Source organism: Agromyces hippuratus (assembly GCF_013410355.1).
Lineage (GTDB): Bacteria > Actinomycetota > Actinomycetes > Actinomycetales > Microbacteriaceae > Agromyces > Agromyces hippuratus.
This window is the reverse complement of sequence record NZ_JACCFI010000001.1, coordinates 1,138,675-1,158,158: the sequence shown is the minus strand read 5'-3', so window position 1 is coordinate 1,158,158 and position 19,484 is coordinate 1,138,675. Positions and strand designations below refer to the sequence as shown.

Sequence of the window (19,484 nt, the reverse complement as noted above, 5' to 3'; positions counted from 1 at the left end):
GGTGTAGCCGGCATGCGCTCTAGGCTGGAGACATGGCAGAACGTGCATCCTGGTCGCTCGGCGCGGCCCTCCGCGGGGTCTTCGGCGCGAAGACGATCGACGAGGACACGTGGGACGACCTCGAGTCCGCACTGATCCGGGCCGACTTCGGCCCCTCGGTCACCGAGGAGATCGTCGGGCAGATCCGTGCGCAGGTCGACCGGTACAAGACCACCGATCCCAAAGACGTGCAGCGGATGCTCCGCGAGATCGTCGAGGAACGGCTCGCGAAGTACGACCCCACGCTGAAGCTCACCGAGCGGCCCGCCGTCGTGCTCGTCGTCGGCGTCAACGGCGTCGGCAAGACCACGACGATCGGCAAGTTCGCGAAGTTCCTGCGCACGTTCGACCGCACCGTCGTGGTCGGCGCCGCCGACACCTTCCGCGCGGCGGCGGTCGACCAGCTCGCGACGTGGGCCGAACGCGCCGGCGTCGGCATCGTGCGCCCCGAGCGCGAAGGTCAGGACCCGGCATCCGTCGCCTTCCAGACCGTCGAGCAGGCAAAGCGCGACGGCACCGAGATCGTGATCATCGACACGGCGGGGCGCCTGCACACCAAGGGCGGGCTCATGGACGAACTCGGCAAGATCAAGCGCGTCGTCGAGAAGCAGGCGCCGATCAGCGAGGTGCTGCTCGTGCTCGACGCGACCACGGGCCAGAACGGCCTCGCCCAGGCCGAGGCGTTCATCGAGCACGGCGGGGTCACCGGCCTCGTGCTCACGAAGCTCGACGGCAGCGCCAAGGGCGGCTTCGTGCTCGCGGTGCAGGAGAAGACCGGCCTGCCCATCAAGCTCATCGGCCAGGGCGAGGGCATCGGCGACCTCACCGGATTCACGCCGCACGTCTTCGCACAGAAGCTCGTCGGCTGAGAAGGAGAACGACATGGCGATCGAACACGACTACTTCGGCCTCATCGGCGACTACTGGGCCGAGCGCAAGGAGTACGGCGACCAAGACGTCGAGGTCGTGCTCGACGCCGACTCCGACGAGGTCTCGACCGCGTCGCTCGACGCGGCGGCGACGATGGTCGGCGAACTCGAACTCATCGACGACGAGCTGCGCGGCGTCTTCGTCGGCCAGCTCGACTCGGGTTCGAGCCCTGTCTCGCTGTTCCTCCGCTCCGTGCTGGGCGGCGACGAAGCGGATGCCGCGGCCGCCGCGATCACCCGCGACTCCGGCGACCGCGACATCGATGCACTCCGCTCGCTGAGCCTCGTGCGCGTCGACCTCCGGCCCGACGCCGACGGCGACGGTGAGCACTTCGCCGAGTTCGAGTTCGGGCTCGCGCCCGAAGACATCGACTCGCGGCTCGTCGCGTCGATCGACATCCAGCGCGACATGGTCGACCTCCGCTTCGACGCCTGAGCGCACGAGGCGGGCGTCGGCGTCTGCCGCGGGCTCACCTCTGCCGGCGAGCTTGCGGCAGAGGCGGCATCCGACCTCAATTAGACTTGGCGAACCATGGCTACCTTCGGAAACCTGTCTGACCGCCTCGCCGAGACCTTCAAGAATCTCCGCACCAAGGGCAAGCTCTCCGCGTCCGACGTCGACGGCACCGTTCGCGAGATCCGTCGCGCGCTGCTCGATGCCGACGTCTCGCTCGACGTCGTCAAGGAGTTCACGGCGCACGTGCGCGAGCGCGCGCTCGGCGACGAGGTCAACAAGGCGCTGAACCCGGCCCAGCAGGTCGTGCAGATCGTCAACGAGGAGCTCGTCCGCATCCTCGGCGGCGAGCAGCGTCGACTGCAGTTCGCGAAGAACCCGCCGACGGTCATCATGCTCGCGGGCCTCCAGGGTGCCGGTAAGACCACCCTCGCGGGCAAGCTCGCCAAGTGGCTCGCGAAAGAGGGGCACACGCCCCTGCTCGTCGCGGCCGACCTCCAGCGCCCGAACGCCGTGAACCAGCTGCAGGTCGTCGGCGGCCAGGCCGGCGTGCCGGTCTTCGCCCCCGAGCCCGGCAACGGCGCGGGCGACCCTGTGAAGGTCGCGAAGGACGCGGTGAAGCACGCCGAGCGCGCGCTGCACGACGTCGTCATCATCGACACCGCCGGCCGACTCGGCGTCGACGCCGAGCTCATGAAGCAGGCGTCGAACATCCGCAAGGCGACGAACCCCGACGAGGTGCTCTTCGTCATCGACGCGATGATCGGCCAAGATGCCGTCAACACCGCGAAGGCCTTCCAGGAGGGCGTCGACTTCACGGGTGTCGTGCTCACCAAGCTCGACGGCGACGCGCGCGGTGGTGCTGCGCTCAGCGTGGCATCCGTCACCGGTCGCCCCATCATCTTCGCGTCGACTGGTGAAGGCCTCGACGACTTCGAGCCGTTCCACCCCGACCGCATGGCGAGCCGAATCCTCGACCTCGGTGACATCCTCACCCTGATCGAGCAGGCGCAGTCGGCGTTCGACGAAGAAGAGGCGATGAAGGTCGCCGAGAAGTTCGCGACCGACTCGTTCACGCTGAACGACTTCCTCGGCCAGATGCAGCAGCTGCGCGGCGCCGGCTCGATCAAGAAGATGCTCGGCATGCTGCCGGGCGCGGGCGGCATGAAGCAGCAGCTCGAGAACTTCGACGAGCGCGAGATCGTGCGCACCGAGGCGATCATCCAGTCGATGACCCCCGCCGAGCGCGAGAACACGAAGCTCCTGAACGGCTCGCGGCGCCTCCGCATCGCCAAGGGTTCGGGCATGACCGTCACCGACGTGAACCAGCTCGTCGCGCGCTTCGAGCAGGCCGCGAAGATGATGAAGACGGTCGCTCGCGGCGGCGTGCCGCAGATCCCCGGCATGGGCCCGCTGCCCGGCGGCGGCAGCCACGGCGGCGGCAAGCGCCAGGGCGGCAAGGGCAAGAAGTCGAGCTCGTCGCGGTCGGGCAACCCCGCGAAGCGCGCCGCCGAGAACGCGGCGATCGCGTCGGGTGCGACGCCCGGTGCAGCGACTGCACCGGCCGGCTCGGGCTTCGGCCTGGGCGGCGGCGGGGCGAAGGCCGCGCCGAGCGAAGAAGAGCTCGCGGCCCTGCAGAAGATGCTGCGCCGCTAGCGTCGGCTCGATGGTCCAGGAGAAGCTCTTCCCCGAGCGGCAGCGCTGCAGGAAGTGCGCGCAGAAACTCGGCGGACCCGGGGTTCCGGTCTATCAGGGGCTGTACTGCACGCCTCGCTGCGCAGGCTTGGCAGAGCTGGTGCTCGACGCTGCGAACGCACCCCGCGAGTGCAAGACCGAGCGGGGCGGCCGGTGGGAGTTCAAGCGCCGGTATCGGAGCGAGATCGAGATTCCGGGCAAGCTCCGCGACGACCCGTCGACGAGCTGGTACACCTGCCAGCACTGCGGCCACCTCCACATCGGCCACAGTCGCATCGACCTCGCGACCGAGACGCATCGCGTCCTCGGCGACCGGGCGGCGCTGGCGGACTTCCTCGTCAAGAGCCGCGGCAACGCGACGCACAAGCAGGTCGCCGAGGTCGCGAAGATCCGTCCGATCCGGCTCAAGGAGCTCGAGGATCCGACCTCCGAGAAGGTCGACCTGAACGCGTTCTTCGCCGTGCTCGCGGTCTACCTGATCAAGCTCGCAGCCGTGCTCCGCGAGGACCGGTCGAGGCGCGCACCCAGCTGACCGGGCGAAGGTCAGGCGAGCTCGTCGCAGATCATGCCGGGGCATTCCGGTGCGTCGCGTGTGCCTACCGGGCGTCGTGACGCGTCGTTCCCGCGAGCTCCTCGAGGGCCGGGCCGTCGACGACGGTCGCTCCGGTGGCCACCGAGAGCGGGTCGGTCGAGAGCCACTGCGCGACCGATTCAGGGTCGAGCGGATGCCGCGACGCCACGATGATCGTGTTGCCGGGCGCCACCCGCCTGAGCACTGCCTCCGAGCCGATCACGAGCACATCGGGCAGCAGTTCGAGCACGGCGGCGAGGGTGTCGCCCGTCACCTGCGGCTCGGCGCCGTTCAGGCAGTTGACGATGAGCACCCCGCCGGGCGCCAGCAGCGAGACCAGTTCGGTGAAGAACTCGAGCGTCGTGACGTGGCGCGGCACGGCGCCGCCCGAGAAGACGTCGACGAGCACGAGGTCCCACTGGTCGTCACCGTCGCCCGCGAGTCGCTGCACCTCGGCGCGGGCGTCGCCGATCGCGAGCTCGATCGGTGCGCCGGGCGGCAGCGGCACGTGCTGCGTGACGAACTCGAGCAACTCGGGGTACAGCTCGACGACGCGCTGACGGCTCGAGGGGTGCAGGGCGTGCACGTAGCGGGGGAGAGTGAGGGCGCCCGCGCCGAGGTGCAGCACGGCGGGGGCCTCACCGGGAACGGTGGCGAGCACCGCGGCGATGCGACGCACGTACGGCAGCTGCAGGTCGCGCGGATCGTCGGGGTTGACGTGCGACTGGGTGACATCGTCGATGACGAGGGAGTAGCCGCCGTTCGTGCCCCGATCGGGCTGGAGCTCCGCTCGGAAGTCTGCGGTCTCGAGGATCGGCGGGGTCTCCATTCCTCGACCCTAGGCGATGCCCGGGCTGCGCCGATGCGCTCGCCCCGGCGGGCGTCGATGCGTTGCTTACAGACCTGTAAGCGCGGCGCGGTACAGTGAGATCGCGGCGCACTCGCCGCCGAGATTGGAGCACTGCACGATGGCGATCGGCACCCCCGACTACCGAGACACCGGCCTCGAATTCGGCGAGGACTTCCTCTTCGGTTCGGCGACGGCGTCGTACCAGATCGAGGGCGCCGTGCACGAGGATGGCCGGGGCCCGTCGATCTGGGACACCTTCAGCCACACCCCCGGCAAGGTCTGGAACGGCGACACCGGCGACACCGCGTGCGACCACTACCACCGCCTCGACGACGACCTCGACCTCATGGTGCGACTCGGTCTCGAGGCGTACCGCTTCTCGATCGCCTGGCCGCGCATCCAGCCCACCGGTCGGGGCGACGCCAACGAGGCCGGGCTTGCGTTCTACGAGCGCCTCGTCGACGGGCTCATCGCCCGCGGCATCCGACCGATCGCGACGCTCTACCACTGGGACCTGCCGCAGGCCCTCGAAGACGAGGGCGGCTGGGCGAACCGCGAGACCGCGTACGCCTTCGCCGACTACGCCCGCATCGTCGGCGAGCGGCTCGGCGACCGGGTCGCCGTGTGGACGACGCTCAACGAGCCATGGTGCAGCGCCTACCTCGGCTACGGCTCGGGTGCGCACGCACCCGGGCTCATGGACGGCGCGAAGGCGCTCGCCGCGGTGCACCACCTGAACCTCGCGCACGGCCTCGCGGTCGCCGCCCTCCGCGGGGTCGTGACGAACGACCCCGGCTACTCGATCACCCTGAACCTCCACGTGATCCGCCCCTCCGGAGAAGGCGGCGCCGAAGCCGCCCGGCGCATCGACGGACTCGCGAACCGGGTGTTCCTCGAGCCGCTCCTCGGTGAGGGGTACCCCGCCGACGTCATCGCCGACACGGCAGCGGTCACCGACTGGTCGTTCGTGTTGCCGGGCGACACCGAACTCATCGCCGAGCCCATCGACCTGCTCGGCGTGAACTACTACTCGACCGTGACGGTCGACATGTGGGACGGCGTCTCGCCGCGCGCGAACGCCGACGGCCATAAAGACATGGGCGGCACGCCGTGGCCGGGCTCGGAGCACGTCGAGTTCCTCGCGCAGCCCGGCCCGTACACCGACATGGGCTGGAACATCGACCCCTCGGGCCTCGAAGACCTGCTCGTCTCGCTGAGCGAGCGCTACCCCGAGCTGCCGCTCATGGTCACCGAGAACGGCGCCGCCTTCCCCGACATCGTCGTCGACGGGCCCGACGGGCCCGCTGTGCACGACGTCGAGCGCACCGACTACCTGCGCCGTCACTTCACCGCGGCGCACCGCGCGATGGCGCGCGGCGTCGACCTGCGCGGCTACCAGGTCTGGTCGCTCATGGACAACTTCGAGTGGGGCTACGGGTACTCGAAGCGCTTCGGCATCGTGCGCGTCGACTACGACACCTTCGAGCGCCTGCCGAAAGACAGCGCGCTCTGGTACGCCGAGCTGATCCGCACACGGCGGCTGCCGGGCTAGCCGCCCTCAGGCGGTGGCGGATGCCGCGGGCGGCTCGTTCTCGATGCCCTCGCGCAGTTCTCGGGCGAGGTGGGCCACCACGGCCCGGAGGTCGCCGCCCGCAGCCTCCGCGACCCGCAGCTGGCGGGCGTAGCTCGCGCCCGAGTCGAGCATGGCGCGCACCTGCTGCAGCTCGACACCGCAGCCGAGGCGGTCTGCGAACGGCGCCAGGGTGGTCAGCAGGTCGCGAAGGTCGTCGGCGACTGGGCGCTCGGTGCCCGCGACATCCGTGATCACCTCGGCCTCGAGCCCGTAGCGGGCCGCCCGCCACTTGTTCTCGCGCACGTACCAGGGCTGCAGCACCGTGAGGGTGCCGCCCTCGTCGAGCCGGGTGCTCATCCACTCCACGAGGCACTGCACGAGCGCGCCGATCGCGGCGATCTCGGCGGCCGTCGAGAGGCCGTCGCAGACGCGCACCTCGATCGTGCCCCACTTCGGCGACGGACGGATGTCCCAGCGCACCTCGCTGTGGTCGTCGATGACGCCGGTGCGCACGAGGTCGTCGACGTAGCGCTCGAACGCGGGCCAGTCGGCGAGCGGGTAGGGGAGACCGGCCGTCGGCAGCTGCTGGAACATGAGCGCCCGATTCGACGCGTAGCCGGTGTCGACGCCCGCCCAGAACGGGCTCGAGGCCGAGAGTGCCTGCAGATGCGGCAGGTAGGCGAGCAGCCCGTCGAGGATCGGCAGCGCCTTGTCGCGGTCTTCGAGCCCGACGTGCACGTGCACGCCCCAGATCATCATGTTGCGACCCCACCAGCGTGTGCGCTCGATGAGCTTGTGGTACCGAGGCTTGTCGGTGAGGTGCTGGTCGTACCACTGGCTGAACGGGTGGGAGCCCGAGCAGATCAGGTCGTACTCGCCGATCTCGTCGATGACGGCGCGCACCTCGCCGAGCTGATGCTCGAGGTCGGCGACGGCGCCGGCGACGGTCTCGTGCACGTCGCTCACGAGCTCGACGGTGTTCGTCAGGAGTTCGGAGGTGATGAACGGATGATGCTCGCCCTCGCTGCCCGCATCGAGGGCGTCGAGCACCTGGCCGGCGACGGACGCGAGCTCCCCGGTGGTGCGATCGACGATCGCGATCTCCCATTCGAGCCCCACGGTGGACCGTGCCGATCGTGCGAACTCGATCGCCATGAAAGCACCCCCGTTCCGCGCCTCGCGGCGCAGGGACATCATGACACGAGGGGCCTTCCCCGCCGCGGCGCGCGGGTCACGCGGCGCCATCTCGAAGGATTCCCACGAGTACGCTGTGGTGCATGACGTACCAGGGAAGCCGCCATGAGGACTCGTCGCTGCTGGCGGAGGTCGTGAGCCTGCGCGAGCAGGTGGAGCGCGCCATGTCGTCGCGCATCGTCGCGGGCGAGTACGAGCCGGGCGCGGTGCTCACCGTGCCCACGATGGCCGCCGAGTTCGGCGTGAGCGCGACGCCCGTGCGCGAGGCGATGCTGAACCTCGCCCGCCGCGGATTCCTCGCCCCGATGCGCAATCGCGGCTTCCGCGTGACCGAGGTCTCGCTCGACGAGCTCCGCCAGCTCCGCGAGGTGCGGCTGATGCTCGAGGTGCCGCCGATGCGCCAACTCGCTGGCCAGGTGTCGGAGCAGGCGGCCCAGGAGCTTCGCGCGCTCGCCGCGGAGATCGTGCGCGCCGGTGACGAGGGCCGGTTCCAGGACTACCTCGAGGCCGACACCGCCTTCCACCTGACACTGCTCGAGCTGACCGGCAACCAGTTCCTGGTGTCGCTGGTGGGCGAGCTGCGCCAGCAGACGCGGTTGACCGGGCTCGTCGAGCTCGCGGAGCAGGGCGCCCTGACCGAATCGGCGCTCGAGCACGCCGAGCTCGTGCAGCTCCTGCTCGACGGCGAGGGCGATGCGGCGACCGAGCTGATGCAGCGCCACATCGGGCATGTCGGCGGCATCTGGAGCGGCGAGCACGAGGACTGACGCCGCCGTTCGTCCATCGTGATGATCCGGCTTGCGCGCAGCGCTCGCGGCAGTAATATGTCACATATCGCCGTTCGGCGATGAGGCACTGTCGTACTCGAAGGAGAGTCACATGCAGTTCGGATCTCGGCGCCGCAAGCGCCTCCTCCACGTCGCCGCCGCAGCCGGCGTGCTCGCACTGACCGCGGGTTGCTCGAGCGGCCTCGCCGGCGGAGGGTCGGAGGCCGCCGCCGACGGACCCATCAAGATCGGCATGCTCGCGCCCTTCTCGGGCAGCGAGTCGGCGTTCGGCGAGTACATGCAGAACGGCGCGCAGCTCGCCGTGAACGAGATCAACGCCGACGGCGGCGTGCTCGGCCGCGACCTCGAGCTGCTCGTCGAAGACGACGCGTGCGACGCGACCACCGCGGTCTCGGGCGCCAACAAGCTCGTCACCGACGGCATCGTCGCCTCGGTCGGCGGCTACTGCTCGGGTGCCACGCTCCCGACGCTGCCGATCTTCGACGAGGCCGGCATCCCGATGGTGATCCCTGCTGCGAACTCGAACGAACTCGTCGACCAGGGGCTGCCCGGCGTCTTCCTCATCAACGGCACCGGCGACCAGCAGGCCGAAGCGGCAGTGACGTACGCGAAGCAGATCGGCGCGACGAACGTCGCGGTCGTCGACGACGCCACGAGCTACTCGGCCGACCTCGCCGGCGCGTTCACCGAGCAGGCCACCGCCGCCGGGCTCGACGTCGTCGTGAGCGAGACCATCACCCCCGGTGAGAACGACTACTCCGCCGTCGCGACGACGCTCGCGGCCGAGAAGCCGGCGCTCGTCTACTGGACCGGCTACTACCAGGAGGGCGGACTCATCGCCCGTCAGTCGCAGGATGCCGGCTTCGACGGCGTGTTCCTCGTCGCCGACGGCTCGGTCGACGCCAAGTTCGCCGAGATCGCGGGCGAGGGCTACACCGAGAACGTCGTGGGCACCTTCACGCAGACGCCCGACATGATCGACGGCGCCGACCAGTGGATCGCCGACTACGAGGAGCTCGCCGGCGACCCGCCCGGACCCTACTCGACCCAGGCGTACGACGCCGTGCGAGTGATGGCGCAGGCCATCGAAGACGCCGGCGACACTGAGTTCGACAACGTGGTGGCCGGTCTCGAGGGCCTGAAGGACTTCGACACGTTCGCAGGTCCCCTCACGTTCACCGACACGCACACCCTGTCGGGCGGCGGATTCGTGATCGTCGCCATCGACCCCGCGACCGGCGCGTTCGTCCTCGAGGACGACCTGCAGGGTTGACGCAGCGGGGTGGGGCGCAGGCCCCGCCCCGACTCGTCGGAAGGATTCCTCTGCAATGATGCAGCTCATCTGGAACGGCCTCATCGTCGGATCGTTCTACGCCCTCGTCGCGCTCGGCTACAGCATGGTCTACGGGATCATCAAGCTGCTGAACTTCGCGCACGGCGACATCTACATGCTCGGCGCCTTCGTCGGGTTCTTCACGCTCTCGGCGTTCGGCATCTCGAACGAGACCTCGATTCCGCTCCTGCTCGTCGTGCTCCTGCTGTCGATGGTCACCACCGGCCTCATCGGCGTCGGCATCGAACGCATCGCCTATCGGCCGCTCCGCCGGAGCCCGCGGCTGGCGGTGCTCATCACGGCGATCGGCGTGTCGTTCACGCTCGAGTACGGCGTGCGCCAGATCTTCGGCCCGAACCCCGAGGCGTTCCCGATCCGGCTCGAGTCGAGCGGGTTCGACGTGCTCGGCATGCGCGTCACCGCCTCGCAGATCGTGCTCGTCGTCATCGCCGCCGTGCTCATGCTCGTGCTCGCCCACATCGTGGAGCGCACGCGGCAGGGTCGCGCGATGCGGGCGATCGCCCTCGACCCCACCGGCGCGCAGCTGATGGGCGTGAACGTCGACCGGGTGATCGCGATGGTGTTCTTCATCGGATCCGCGCTCGCCGGAGCCGCCGGTGTCATGGCCGGCGCCTACTACGGATCGATCGACTTCCTCATGGGCTTCATCATCGGGCTGAAGGCGTTCACCGCCGCGGTCATCGGCGGCATCGGCAACCTGTACGGCGCCATGCTCGGCGGCGTGCTGCTCGGCATGCTCGAGTCGTTCGGCTCGGCCTGGTTCGGCGGCGAATGGCGGGATGTGTTCGCCTTCGGGTTCCTCATCCTGTTCCTGACGCTGAAACCCACGGGCCTGCTCGGCGCCCGCGTCGTGGAGAGGATGTGACATGGTGCGCGATCTGGATCACGCCCTGAAGCACGTGTCGTTGCGTGCCCCCGCGCCCCAGTTCGAGCGGTCTCGGCCGCCGAAGGGCGTTTTCACCTCCCAGCAGGGCTTCATGCGCGCGCTCGGCCTGCTGGCCGTCGTCCTGGTGGCGGTGCTTCCGTTCATGGACGCCTCGCGCTACACGATGTCGATCGCCACGAGTGCGCTCATCTACGTGATGCTCTGCATGGGGCTGAACGTCGTGGTCGGCTACGCCGGGCTCCTCGACCTCGGCTACATCGCGTTCTTCGCCGTCGGCGCCTACATCTCGGGCATCTTCACGACGGTGCTCGGCTGGCCCATGTGGGCCGCGCTCATCGCGACGATCGTCGCGTGCATCACGGCGGGCATCATCATCGGCGCGCCGACGCTGCGGCTCCGGAGCGATTACCTGGCGATCGTGACCCTCGGGTTCGGCGAGATCATCCGCATCACCGCCAACAACCTGAAGATCACCGGCGGACCGTCGGGCATCCACGGCATCCCGACCTGGAGTTTCGGCCCCTGGAGCTTCGATGACGGGTTCAACCTGCTCGGCATCGACTTCCCCGAGCGCGTGGTGTTCTACTACTTCGTCGCAGCCGTGGTGATCGTCGTCGGCGTGATCGGCGCAGGGCGACTCGCGAAGGGACGCCTCGGCCGCGCCTGGAAGGCCGTGCGCGACGACGAGGACGCCGCTGAGGCGATGGGCATCAACACCTACATCGCCAAGATCTCGGCGTACATCATCGGTGCGGTCTGGGCCGGCATGGCCGGGCAGCTGATGGCGACCCACCTCTCGGCGATCAGCCCGAACAGCTTCCAGTTCCTGTACTCGGCCCTGATCCTCATGGCCGTGGTGCTCGGCGGTATGGGCTCCACGCCCGGTGTCATCATCGGCGCGCTGTTCGTCTCGCTCGCACCCGAGCTGCTGCGCGACTTCGCCGAGTGGCGCTACCTCATCTTCGGCGTGCTGCTCGTCGTCGTCATGCTGTTCCGTCCGTCGGGGCTCTGGCCCGCCACGGCCGTGCTGCCGTGGCTGCGCCGCACCCGTCCGACGCCGCCGGCGTTCACCGAGGCGACCGCCGTGCCGGCGAGCGTCATGGAGTCGGTCGACGGCACGCCGACGACCGACGCACACGAAGGAGACCGAGCATGAGCGCCCTGCTCGAGGTCAGCGACCTCCGGCTGCAGTTCGGCGGCGTGACCGCCGTCGACGGCCTCAGCTTCGAGGTGCGCGAGGGCGAGATCCTCGCCGTCATCGGCCCGAACGGCGCCGGCAAGACGAGCGCGTTCAACTGCATCTCGGGCTTCTACCTGCCGACCGCGGGATCGGTGGTGTTCGACGGCAAGGCGATCGTGCGCTCCGTGCCCGCGATCTGGCGCCGGCTCGGGCTCGTGAACCTGCTCCAGAGCTTCGGCTTCTACCGGGTGCTCCCGTCGAGGGTGACGAAGTGGGGGATGGCGCGAACCTTCCAGAACCTCCGGCTGTTCCGCGAGCTCTCGGTGCTCGAGAACGTCACGACGGCGATGCACGCGAACCTTCGCGAAGGCTTCTGGGCGACGTTGCTGCACACGCCCGGATACCGCCGCGCCGAAGCGGCGTGCGTCCGCGAGGCGCGCGGCTGGCTCGACTTCGTCGGTTTCGAAGACGACGAGCAGCTCTACGTCACGCAACTGCCCTACGGCGAGCAGCGCCGGGTCGAGATCGCGCGGGCGCTCGCCACGAGCCCGAAGCTCCTGCTGCTCGACGAACCCGCCGCGGGCCTGAACTTCAACGAGAAGCTGACGCTCATGCGGCTCATCCGCAAGATCAGGGGGCTCGGCGTCGCCGTGGTGCTCATCGAACACGACATGGGGCTCGTCATGGAACTCGCGGAGCGCATCGTGGTGCTGAACTACGGCAAGGAGATCGCCGACGGCGCCCCGGAGGCCGTGAAGCGCAACCCGGCCGTGATCGAGGCCTACCTCGGCGTCGACGAGAGCGAGGACGCATGATGGCCACGACACTCGAGGTGCGCGACGCCGACGTCGTCTACGGACGGGTGCACGCGCTCCGCGAGCTGAGCTTCACGGTCGGCGATGGCGAGATCGTGTGCCTGCTCGGCAACAACGGCGCGGGCAAGTCGACGACCATGAACATGCTCTCGGGGCTCGTGCGGCCCCGCTCGGGCTCCGTGACCTGGCAGGGGATGGACCTCACGACGGCCAAGCCGTGGGACATCGTCGCGGCGGGCCTCATCCACGTGCCCGAGGGGCGACGCATCTTCTCGACCATGACCGTGCACGAGAACCTGCTGCTCGGCGGCTACACGGTGCGCGACCAGAAGGCGATCGCGTCGCGCCTCGACGAGGTGTACGCCATGATGCCCCGACTCGCCGAGCGTCGTGCGCAGCAGGGCGGCACGCTCTCGGGCGGCGAGCAGCAGATGGTCGCGATCGGCCGGGCGCTGATCGGCGGGCCGAAGCTGCTGCTGCTCGACGAGCCGTCGATGGGGCTCGCGCCGCTCGTCGTGAAACAGGTCATGGAGATCATCGCGGCGGTCAACGCGGCGGGTACGACCGTGCTGCTCGTCGAGCAGAACGCCCGCGCCGCGCTGAAGATCGCGCACCGCGCGTACGTCGTCGAGACCGGCAGCGCGACGCTCGAGGGGCCGGCGGCCGAACTCGCGAAGGATCCGCGTGTCATCGATGCGTACCTCGGTGGTTGACTTGCGGCGAGGAGGTGCATCGTGCGCGTCGCGGTGATCGGTTCGGGCATCGTGGGTGCCGCATGCGCGCTGGCGCTCGTCGAGGGCGGCGCCGAGGTGGTCGTGATCGACCGGGTGGGCGTGGCCGGCGAGACATCCAGTCGCTGCGAAGGCAACCTGCTCGTCAGCGACAAGGCGCCGGGCGCGGAGGCCGACCTGGCGGTCGCCTCGAATGCGATGTGGCGGGTGCTCGCCGCGCGGCTCGACGCCGACCGGCCATCGAGCCAGCCGGCCACCGAGTTCGAGGCGAAGGGCGGTATCGTCGTCGCATTCGCGGGCGGCGAGGCTGCGCTCGAGCGGTTCGCCGAGGCGCAGCGCGTCACCGGCATCCGCGCCGAGGCGATGGATGTCGCGGCGCTCGCCGCGGCCGAGCCGTTCCTGTCTCGCGAGGTCGTGCACGCGGTGCACTATCCCGACGACGCCCAGGTGCAGCCGTCGACGGCGACCCAGGCCCTGCTCGACACGGCGGTGCGCGGCGGCGCCCGACTCGTGATCGGCGAGGTGACCGGCCCGCTCGGCCGGCCGGGGAAGCTCTCGGGCGTGATGACGACGGCCGGGCCGATCGAGGCCGACGTCGTCGTGAACTGCGCGGGCCCGTGGGCCGGCGAGGTCGCGGCGAGGCTCGGCGCCCGCCTCGACATCCGGCCGCGGCGCGGCGTGATCCTCGTCACGACGCCCATGCAGCAGCGCGTCTTCCACAAGGTCTACGACAGCGACTACGTCGGCGCGGTCGGCTCGGGCGACGCCGCCCTGCAGACCTCGACCGTCGTCGAGTCGACGCCGGGCGGCACGGTGCTCATCGGCTCCAGCCGCGAGCGGGTGGGCTTCGATGACCACCCGGGCGTCGCCCCGGCTGCAGCGATCGCGGCGAAGGCGGTGCGCCTGTTCCCGTTCCTCGAGCAGACGCTGCTGCTGCGCAGCTACTTCGGCTTCCGCCCGTACGCGCCCGACCACCTGCCGGTCATCGGCGCCGACCCCGACGTCGCCGGGCTCGTGCACGCGACCGGTCACGAGGGCGCGGGCATCGGGCTCGCTCCCGTCACCGCCGAACTCGTCGCGCACGCCGTGCTCGGCGCACCGACCACCCTCGACCCGACCCCGTTCCTCCCGGGCCGGGCCAGCCTGCAGGAGACCGCATGATCCGCATCACCGTCGACGCCGAGCCGCTCGAGGGGCGTGACGGCCAGACCATCGCCGGCGTGCTCATCGGCGCCGGCCGCACTGCGTGGCGCACGGCGCACACCGGCGATCGCGGCGTGTTCTGCGGCATCGGAGTGTGCCACGACTGCCTCGTGACCGTGAACGGCGTCGAAGGGGTGCGCGCGTGTCAGCGCGAGGCCGTCGACGGCGACCGCGTGGAGCGCGAGGTGCGGGCGTGACGGTCGGGGGAGCGGGCGCGGGAGAATCCGCCGCGAGGCGAGTCGCGATCCTCGGCGGCGGGCCTGCGGGGCTCGCCGCGGCCCAGGCCGCGCTCGCGGCTGGAGCCCGCGTCACGCTGCTCGACGAGGGCGGCCGGCTCGGCGGACAGTACTGGCGGCATCACGAGCAGCTCACCGACCGTCGCCTCCAGCACGGCTGGGCGCGGTTCGAACGGCTCAGGGGAGTGCTCGACCGCGCCGAGGTGCACACCGGTGCGAGCGTCTGGTCGGCCGAGGCATCCGATGGCGCCGTGCGCCTGCGCGCCGTCGTCGGCCCTGCGGATGCCGCGGGGCGCACGGCGCTCGAGGTCGAAGCCGACGCCGTGGTCGTCGCGACCGGCGCCCACGATCTCGCCCTCCCGGTGCCCGGCTGGACCCTCCCGGGCGTCACCACCGCCGGTGCCGCCCAGGCGCTCGCGAAGCGCGACGGCGTCACGGTCGGGCGGCGCACGATCGTGAGCGGCGCCGGCCCGTTCCTGCTTCCGGTGGCGCAGTCGCTCGCGATCGCGGGCGCCGAGGTCGTCGGGGTGCACGAGGCATCCCGTCTGGGCGGCCTCGCGGCGGGCTGGCTGCCGCGGCCGTGGCAGCTCGCGGGCAAGGCGGGCGAGCTCGTCGAGTACGTCGGAGCCCTCGCTCGGCACCGCATCCCGTACCGGATCGGCAGCGGTGTCGTGCGGGTGCTCGGCACCGATCGGGTCGAGGGCGTCGTCATCGCGGCGCTCGACGCGGAGTGGCGACCGATTCCCGGCACCGAGCGCGAGATCGCGTGCGACTCGGTCGCGCTCGGGCACGGCTTCACGCCGCGCCTCGAGGTGGCGATCTCCCTCGGTGCGGCGATCGAGGGGGATCGCCGCGGCCGGTTCGTCGTCGTCGACGACGCGCAGCGCACGAGCGCGGCCGGCGTCTACGCGGCCGGGGAGATCACGGGCATCGGCGGTGCGGATGCCGCGCTCGCCGAGGGCGCCGTCGCGGGCTTCATGGCCGCCGGCGGTTCGCTCGACGACGACCGCATGCGCGGCCCGCTCGCGGTGCGGCGGCGCATGCGCGCCTTCGCGGCGAGACTCGAGCGCGCCCACGGCATCCGGCCCGGCTGGACGTCGTGGCTCGCCGACGACACCGTGGTGTGCCGCTGCGAGAACGTCACGCGCCGCACGATCGCCGACCGGGCCGACGCGCCCCTTCGGGCGATGAAGCTCGCGACGCGGGCCGGGCTCGGCGCGTGCCAGGGGCGTACCTGCGGCCGGGCGGTCGAGGCGATCGTGGCCGAAGCCGGCGGGGCGCCGGAGGGTTTCGACCGACGGCCGGTGCTCGCGCCGGTGCGGCTCGGCGAGGTTGCGGCGCTCGGGCAGGGGAACGGGGTCGGCGCGGCCGCCGCCGCGATCTCGATCGACGACCGTGCGGAATCGACGGTTGCCGCAGCCGAACCACGTCAGTAATATGTCACATATTACCGATCCGCGAACAACGGACCAGAGAACGGAAGATCAGATGACCAGCACCATGGACCTCGGCGGCGTCGTCGTCGCCACGACGCTCGCCTTCACCGAAGACGACTCGGCGCCCGCCGGGCTCGCGGTGGACTACGACAAGTTCGCCGAGCACGTCGACTTCCTGATGAGCAACGGATGCCGCGGCGTCGGCCCCAACGGCTCGCTCGGCGAGTATTCATCGCTCACCGACGAGGAGCGGCGCAAGGTGATCCAGGTCGCCGTCGAGGCCGTCGACGGCCGCGGCATCGTCATCGCCGGCGCCCACGGCGTCGGCAGCCACCAGGCTCGCAAGTGGGCCGAGTGGGCCCGCGAAGACGGCGCCGACGGCGTGCTGCTGCTGCCGCCCACGCTCTACCGCGCCAACGAGGGCGAGGTCATCGCGCACTACGAGGAGGTGGCCAAGGTCGGGCTGCCGATCATGGCGTACAACAACCCCTTCGACACCAAGGTCGACCTCGTGCCGTCACTCGTGGCGAAGCTCGCCGAGATTCCCGAGGTCGTCGCGATCAAGGAGTTCTCGGGCGACGTGCGCCGGGTCTACGAGATCAAGGAACTCTGCGACATCGACATCATCGCGGGCGCCGACGACGTGCTGTTCGAGCTCATGGTGAACGGTGCCGTCGGTTGGTTCGCCGGGTACCCGAACGCCTTCCCGAAGGAGGCCGTCGAGCTCTACAACCTGCTCGTCGAGGGCAAGTGGCACGAGGCGCGCGAGCTCTACACGCAGCTCGTGGCCGTCTTCCGCTGGGACTCGCGCACCGAGTTCGTGCAGGCGATCAAGCTCTCGATGGACATCTGCGGCAACTCCTACGGCGGGCCGACCCGTCCGCCGCGCGGACCGCTGAGCGACGAGCAGCGCGCCCAGGTCACGGTCGACACCGAGCGGGCGCTCGCCGCCCTGGCGGCCCGCTGATGCGGGGGCGCCGGGTCGTTTCGGCCGTCGACTCTCACACCGAGGGCATGCCGACCCGCGTCGTCACGGGCGGCGTCGGCCGGATCCCCGGCGCCACCATGAACGACCGGCGTCTGTACGCCATGGAGCACCTCGACGGGCTGCGCGGCCTCCTCATGAACGAGCCGCGCGGCCACGCCTCGATGTCGGGCGCGTTCCTGCAGCCGCCCGCGCGCGACGACGCCGACTGGGGTGTCGTCTTCATCGAGGCGAGCGGCTTCCTGCCGATGTGCGGCCACGGCACGATCGGCGTCGCGACGGTGCTCGTCGAGACGGGCATGGTCGAGGTCGTCGAACCGGTGACCGAGATCCGGCTCGACGTGCCCGCCGGGCTCGTCATCGCCCGCGTCGCGGTCGAGGCCGGCCGCGCCGTGCACGTCACGATCGAGAACGTGCCGAGCTTCGTCGAGCGACTGGATGCCTCGATCGAGGTGCCGGGCATCGGCGCCGTGCCGTACTCGGTCGCCTTCGGCGGCAACTTCTACGCGCTCGTCGAGCTCGACGACATCGGGCTGCCGTTCGATCGCGCCCGGAAGGACGACATCGTCGCCGCAGGCCTCGCGATCATGGAGGCGATCAACACCCAGGCGCCGCCGCGGCATCCGGAGCTCGACGGCGCGAACCACGTGCATCACGTCGAGTTCATCGCGCCCGGCTCCGACGCGGTGCGGTCGCGGCACGCGATGGCGATCCATCCGGGCTGGTTCGATCGCTCGCCGTGCGGCACCGGCACGTCGGCGCGCATGGCCGAACTGCACGCCCGCGGGGAGCTCGCCCTCGACACCGACTTCGTCAACGAGTCGTTCATCGGCACCGAGTTCACGGGGCGGCTGCTGCGCGAGACCACCGTCGGCGGCGTGCCCGCCGTGGTGCCCGCCATCACCGGGCGGGCGTGGGTGACCGGGCTCGGCCAGTACTTCCTCGACGACGACGACCCGTTCCCCGAGGGGTTCGTCTTCTGACCCCCCTGACCGACCTCCAGCACAGAGCGGATCGACCCATGACGACCTCAACCGAACCCGACCTCGACCGCGTCGCCGAACGGGCCGCGGCCGTCGCGCGCGCCTTCGCCGCGACCGAACCGCGCGCCCGAGCCGCGGCACTGGTCGCCGTGGCCGACGCCCTCGACCGCAACGCCGCCGAGCTCATCGCGATCGCGATGCGCGAGACCGGCCTCACCGCACCGCGTCTCATCGGCGAGGTGCGCCGCACCTCGAACCAGCTCCGGCTCTTCGCCGAGGCGATCGTCGACGGCGGGTACCTCGACGCCCGCATCGACGCGGCCGACCCCGAGTACGTCATCGGTCCGCGTCCCGACGTGCGCCGAGTGCTCGAGCCGGTCGGCCCCGTGCTGAACTTCGCGGCGTCGAACTTCCCGTTCGCGTTCTCGGTCGCGGGCGGCGACTCGGCCGCGGCGCTCGCCGCCGGCTGCCCGGTCGTCGTCAAGGCGCACTCGGGGCATCTCGAGCTCTCCCGACGCACGGCCGAGGTCGTCATCGAGGCGCTCGACGGCGCGGGCATGCCCGACGGCGTCTTCCAGCTCATCGAGGGACAGCAGGACGGCGTCGACCTGCTGAAGGACGACCGCATCCGCGCGGGCGCCTTCACCGGCTCGACGCACGTCGGCCGGCTGCTCGCCGACATCGCAGCGACCCGACCGCGGCCGATCCCGTTCTACGGCGAGCTCGGCAGCGTGAACCCCGTCTACGCGACGCCGGGCGCCGTCGTCGCCGAACCCGAGCTGCTCCAGGGCTTCCTCGCCTCCGTCGCCGGGTCGGCGGGCCAGCTCTGTACGAAGCCGGGCTTCCTCTTCGTGCCGGCGGGCGCCGAGCTCGGCGAGCTGGCCGAGGCCGCCGCCGCGGTCGGCGAGCACCGCCTGCTGAACCCGGGCATCGGCCGGGCGTTCGAAGAGCGCCGCAGCGCAGTGCTCGGCGCCGACGGCGTCACCGTGCTCGCCGAGGGCGAGGTGCGGGTCGACGACGACGGGCAGCGCTTCGTGACGCCCACGGTCGTCGAGGTCTCGGTCGAGCAGTTGCGGGCGCAGCCCGATGCACTCCTCGAGGAGTCGTTCGGGCCGCTGTCGGTGATCGTGCGGTATTCGGATGCTGCGGCGCTGCCCGACCTCCACCGCGAGCTGTTCCCCGGCAACCTGACCTCGACCGTGCACGCCGCCGACTCCGAGGCGGGCGAGCTCGGCGACCTCGTGGAGGCGCTCGCCGAGACGAGCGGTCGGGTGCTCTTCGGCGGATGGCCGACCGGCGTCTCCGTGACCGCCGCGATGCAGCACGGCGGGCCGTTCCCGGCCACGACCACCGATGCCACGAGCGTCGGCACGGCGGCGATCACGCGGTTCCTCCGCGGCGTCGCGTACCAGAACGCGCCGGCGGCCCTGCTGCCCGAAGCGTTGCGCGACGACAACCCGTGGGGTGTTCCGCAGCGTCGCAGCGAGGCGGGGCGGTCGAGCGAGTGGGGAAGCCTCACCGGCATCCACTGACGGGACGGGTACGCGAATGGCCCGGGCGCACCCGCCCGGGCCATTCGTCG

General features: G+C 70.7%; 19 protein-coding genes. 17 read left to right on the top strand and 2 right to left on the bottom strand.

Annotated features, from left to right (window positions below; genetic code table 11):
* Positions 1-32: 32 nt before the first annotated feature.
* The 4 genes from ftsY (at position 33) to BJY17_RS05570 (ending at position 3,649) form a co-directional block, all read left to right on the top strand.
* On the top strand, positions 33-908 hold the full coding sequence (gene ftsY / locus BJY17_RS05585) for a signal recognition particle-docking protein FtsY (protein WP_179550482.1): 876 nt from the start codon (positions 33-35) through the stop codon (positions 906-908).
* Positions 909-921: 13 nt separating this feature from the next.
* Positions 922-1,404, top strand: coding sequence for a hypothetical protein (locus tag BJY17_RS05580; RefSeq protein WP_179550481.1), 483 nt, complete (start codon positions 922-924; stop codon positions 1,402-1,404).
* Between the two features lie 96 nt (positions 1,405-1,500).
* Positions 1,501-3,078 (top strand): signal recognition particle protein, encoded by a 1,578-nt coding sequence (gene ffh / locus BJY17_RS05575; protein WP_179550480.1) that lies wholly within the window; start codon positions 1,501-1,503, stop codon positions 3,076-3,078.
* 127 nt (positions 3,079-3,205) lie between these two features.
* Complete coding sequence (locus BJY17_RS05570; protein WP_218889854.1) at positions 3,206-3,649, top strand: hypothetical protein; 444 nt, start codon at positions 3,206-3,208, stop codon at positions 3,647-3,649.
* 64 nt (positions 3,650-3,713) lie between these two features.
* Here BJY17_RS05570 and BJY17_RS05565 read toward each other — a convergent pair whose 3' ends face one another.
* Positions 3,714-4,517: a spermidine synthase gene (locus BJY17_RS05565; protein ID WP_179550478.1), complete on the bottom strand. Its 804-nt coding sequence runs from the start codon at positions 4,515-4,517 to the stop codon at positions 3,714-3,716.
* Positions 4,518-4,656: 139 nt separating this feature from the next.
* Here BJY17_RS05565 and BJY17_RS05560 point away from each other — a divergent pair, with 139 nt between their 5' ends.
* Positions 4,657-6,090 (top strand): GH1 family beta-glucosidase, encoded by a 1,434-nt coding sequence (locus tag BJY17_RS05560; protein WP_179550477.1) that lies wholly within the window; start codon positions 4,657-4,659, stop codon positions 6,088-6,090.
* Positions 6,091-6,096: 6 nt separating this feature from the next.
* On the opposite strand, the gene BJY17_RS05555 is transcribed toward BJY17_RS05560, so the two are convergent.
* Positions 6,097-7,266 (bottom strand): glutamate--cysteine ligase, encoded by a 1,170-nt coding sequence (locus tag BJY17_RS05555; RefSeq protein ID WP_179550476.1) that lies wholly within the window; start codon positions 7,264-7,266, stop codon positions 6,097-6,099.
* Between the two features lie 122 nt (positions 7,267-7,388).
* Between BJY17_RS05555 and BJY17_RS05550 the strand changes: the two genes are divergently transcribed.
* The 12 genes from BJY17_RS05550 to BJY17_RS05495 all read left to right on the top strand — a co-directional run bounded on the left by BJY17_RS05550 (position 7,389) and on the right by BJY17_RS05495 (position 19,434).
* Complete coding sequence (locus BJY17_RS05550) at positions 7,389-8,072, top strand: GntR family transcriptional regulator (RefSeq protein ID WP_179550475.1); 684 nt, start codon at positions 7,389-7,391, stop codon at positions 8,070-8,072.
* 112 nt (positions 8,073-8,184) lie between these two features.
* Complete coding sequence (locus BJY17_RS05545; protein ID WP_179550474.1) at positions 8,185-9,366, top strand: branched-chain amino acid ABC transporter substrate-binding protein; 1,182 nt, start codon at positions 8,185-8,187, stop codon at positions 9,364-9,366.
* A gap of 55 nt (positions 9,367-9,421) precedes the next feature.
* Positions 9,422-10,312 (top strand): branched-chain amino acid ABC transporter permease, encoded by an 891-nt coding sequence (locus BJY17_RS05540; protein WP_056009660.1) that lies wholly within the window; start codon positions 9,422-9,424, stop codon positions 10,310-10,312.
* Position 10,313: 1 nt separating this feature from the next.
* Positions 10,314-11,489: a branched-chain amino acid ABC transporter permease gene (locus tag BJY17_RS05535; protein ID WP_179550473.1), complete on the top strand. Its 1,176-nt coding sequence runs from the start codon at positions 10,314-10,316 to the stop codon at positions 11,487-11,489.
* Entirely contained in the window at positions 11,486-12,328 is an 843-nt protein-coding gene (locus tag BJY17_RS05530; RefSeq protein WP_179550472.1) for an ABC transporter ATP-binding protein, read from the top strand. The genes BJY17_RS05535 and BJY17_RS05530 overlap by 4 nt, the downstream gene beginning before the upstream one ends.
* A complete protein-coding gene (locus tag BJY17_RS05525; RefSeq protein ID WP_179550471.1) occupies positions 12,328-13,041 on the top strand; it encodes an ABC transporter ATP-binding protein in 714 nt (237 codons plus the stop codon). The genes BJY17_RS05530 and BJY17_RS05525 overlap by 1 nt, the downstream gene beginning before the upstream one ends.
* Before the next feature lie 21 nt (positions 13,042-13,062).
* Positions 13,063-14,220 carry an NAD(P)/FAD-dependent oxidoreductase gene (locus tag BJY17_RS05520; RefSeq protein WP_322789757.1) on the top strand — a complete coding sequence of 386 codons (1,158 nt, stop codon included), beginning with the start codon at positions 13,063-13,065 and terminating at the stop codon, positions 14,218-14,220.
* Positions 14,217-14,459, top strand: a complete 243-nt coding sequence (locus BJY17_RS05515) for a (2Fe-2S)-binding protein (RefSeq protein WP_179550470.1) — start codon at positions 14,217-14,219, stop codon at positions 14,457-14,459. The genes BJY17_RS05520 and BJY17_RS05515 overlap by 4 nt, the downstream gene beginning before the upstream one ends.
* Positions 14,456-15,934: an FAD/NAD(P)-dependent oxidoreductase gene (locus BJY17_RS05510; RefSeq protein ID WP_179550469.1), complete on the top strand. Its 1,479-nt coding sequence runs from the start codon at positions 14,456-14,458 to the stop codon at positions 15,932-15,934. The genes BJY17_RS05515 and BJY17_RS05510 overlap by 4 nt, the downstream gene beginning before the upstream one ends.
* 52 nt (positions 15,935-15,986) lie before the next feature.
* A complete protein-coding gene (locus BJY17_RS05505) occupies positions 15,987-16,901 on the top strand; it encodes a dihydrodipicolinate synthase family protein (protein ID WP_179550468.1) in 915 nt (304 codons plus the stop codon).
* Positions 16,901-17,902 (top strand): proline racemase family protein, encoded by a 1,002-nt coding sequence (locus tag BJY17_RS05500; protein WP_179550467.1) that lies wholly within the window; start codon positions 16,901-16,903, stop codon positions 17,900-17,902. The genes BJY17_RS05505 and BJY17_RS05500 overlap by 1 nt, the downstream gene beginning before the upstream one ends.
* Before the next feature lie 38 nt (positions 17,903-17,940).
* Positions 17,941-19,434, top strand: coding sequence for an aldehyde dehydrogenase (NADP(+)) (locus tag BJY17_RS05495; RefSeq protein WP_179550466.1), 1,494 nt, complete (start codon positions 17,941-17,943; stop codon positions 19,432-19,434).
* The last annotated feature ends 50 nt before the right edge of the window (positions 19,435-19,484 follow it).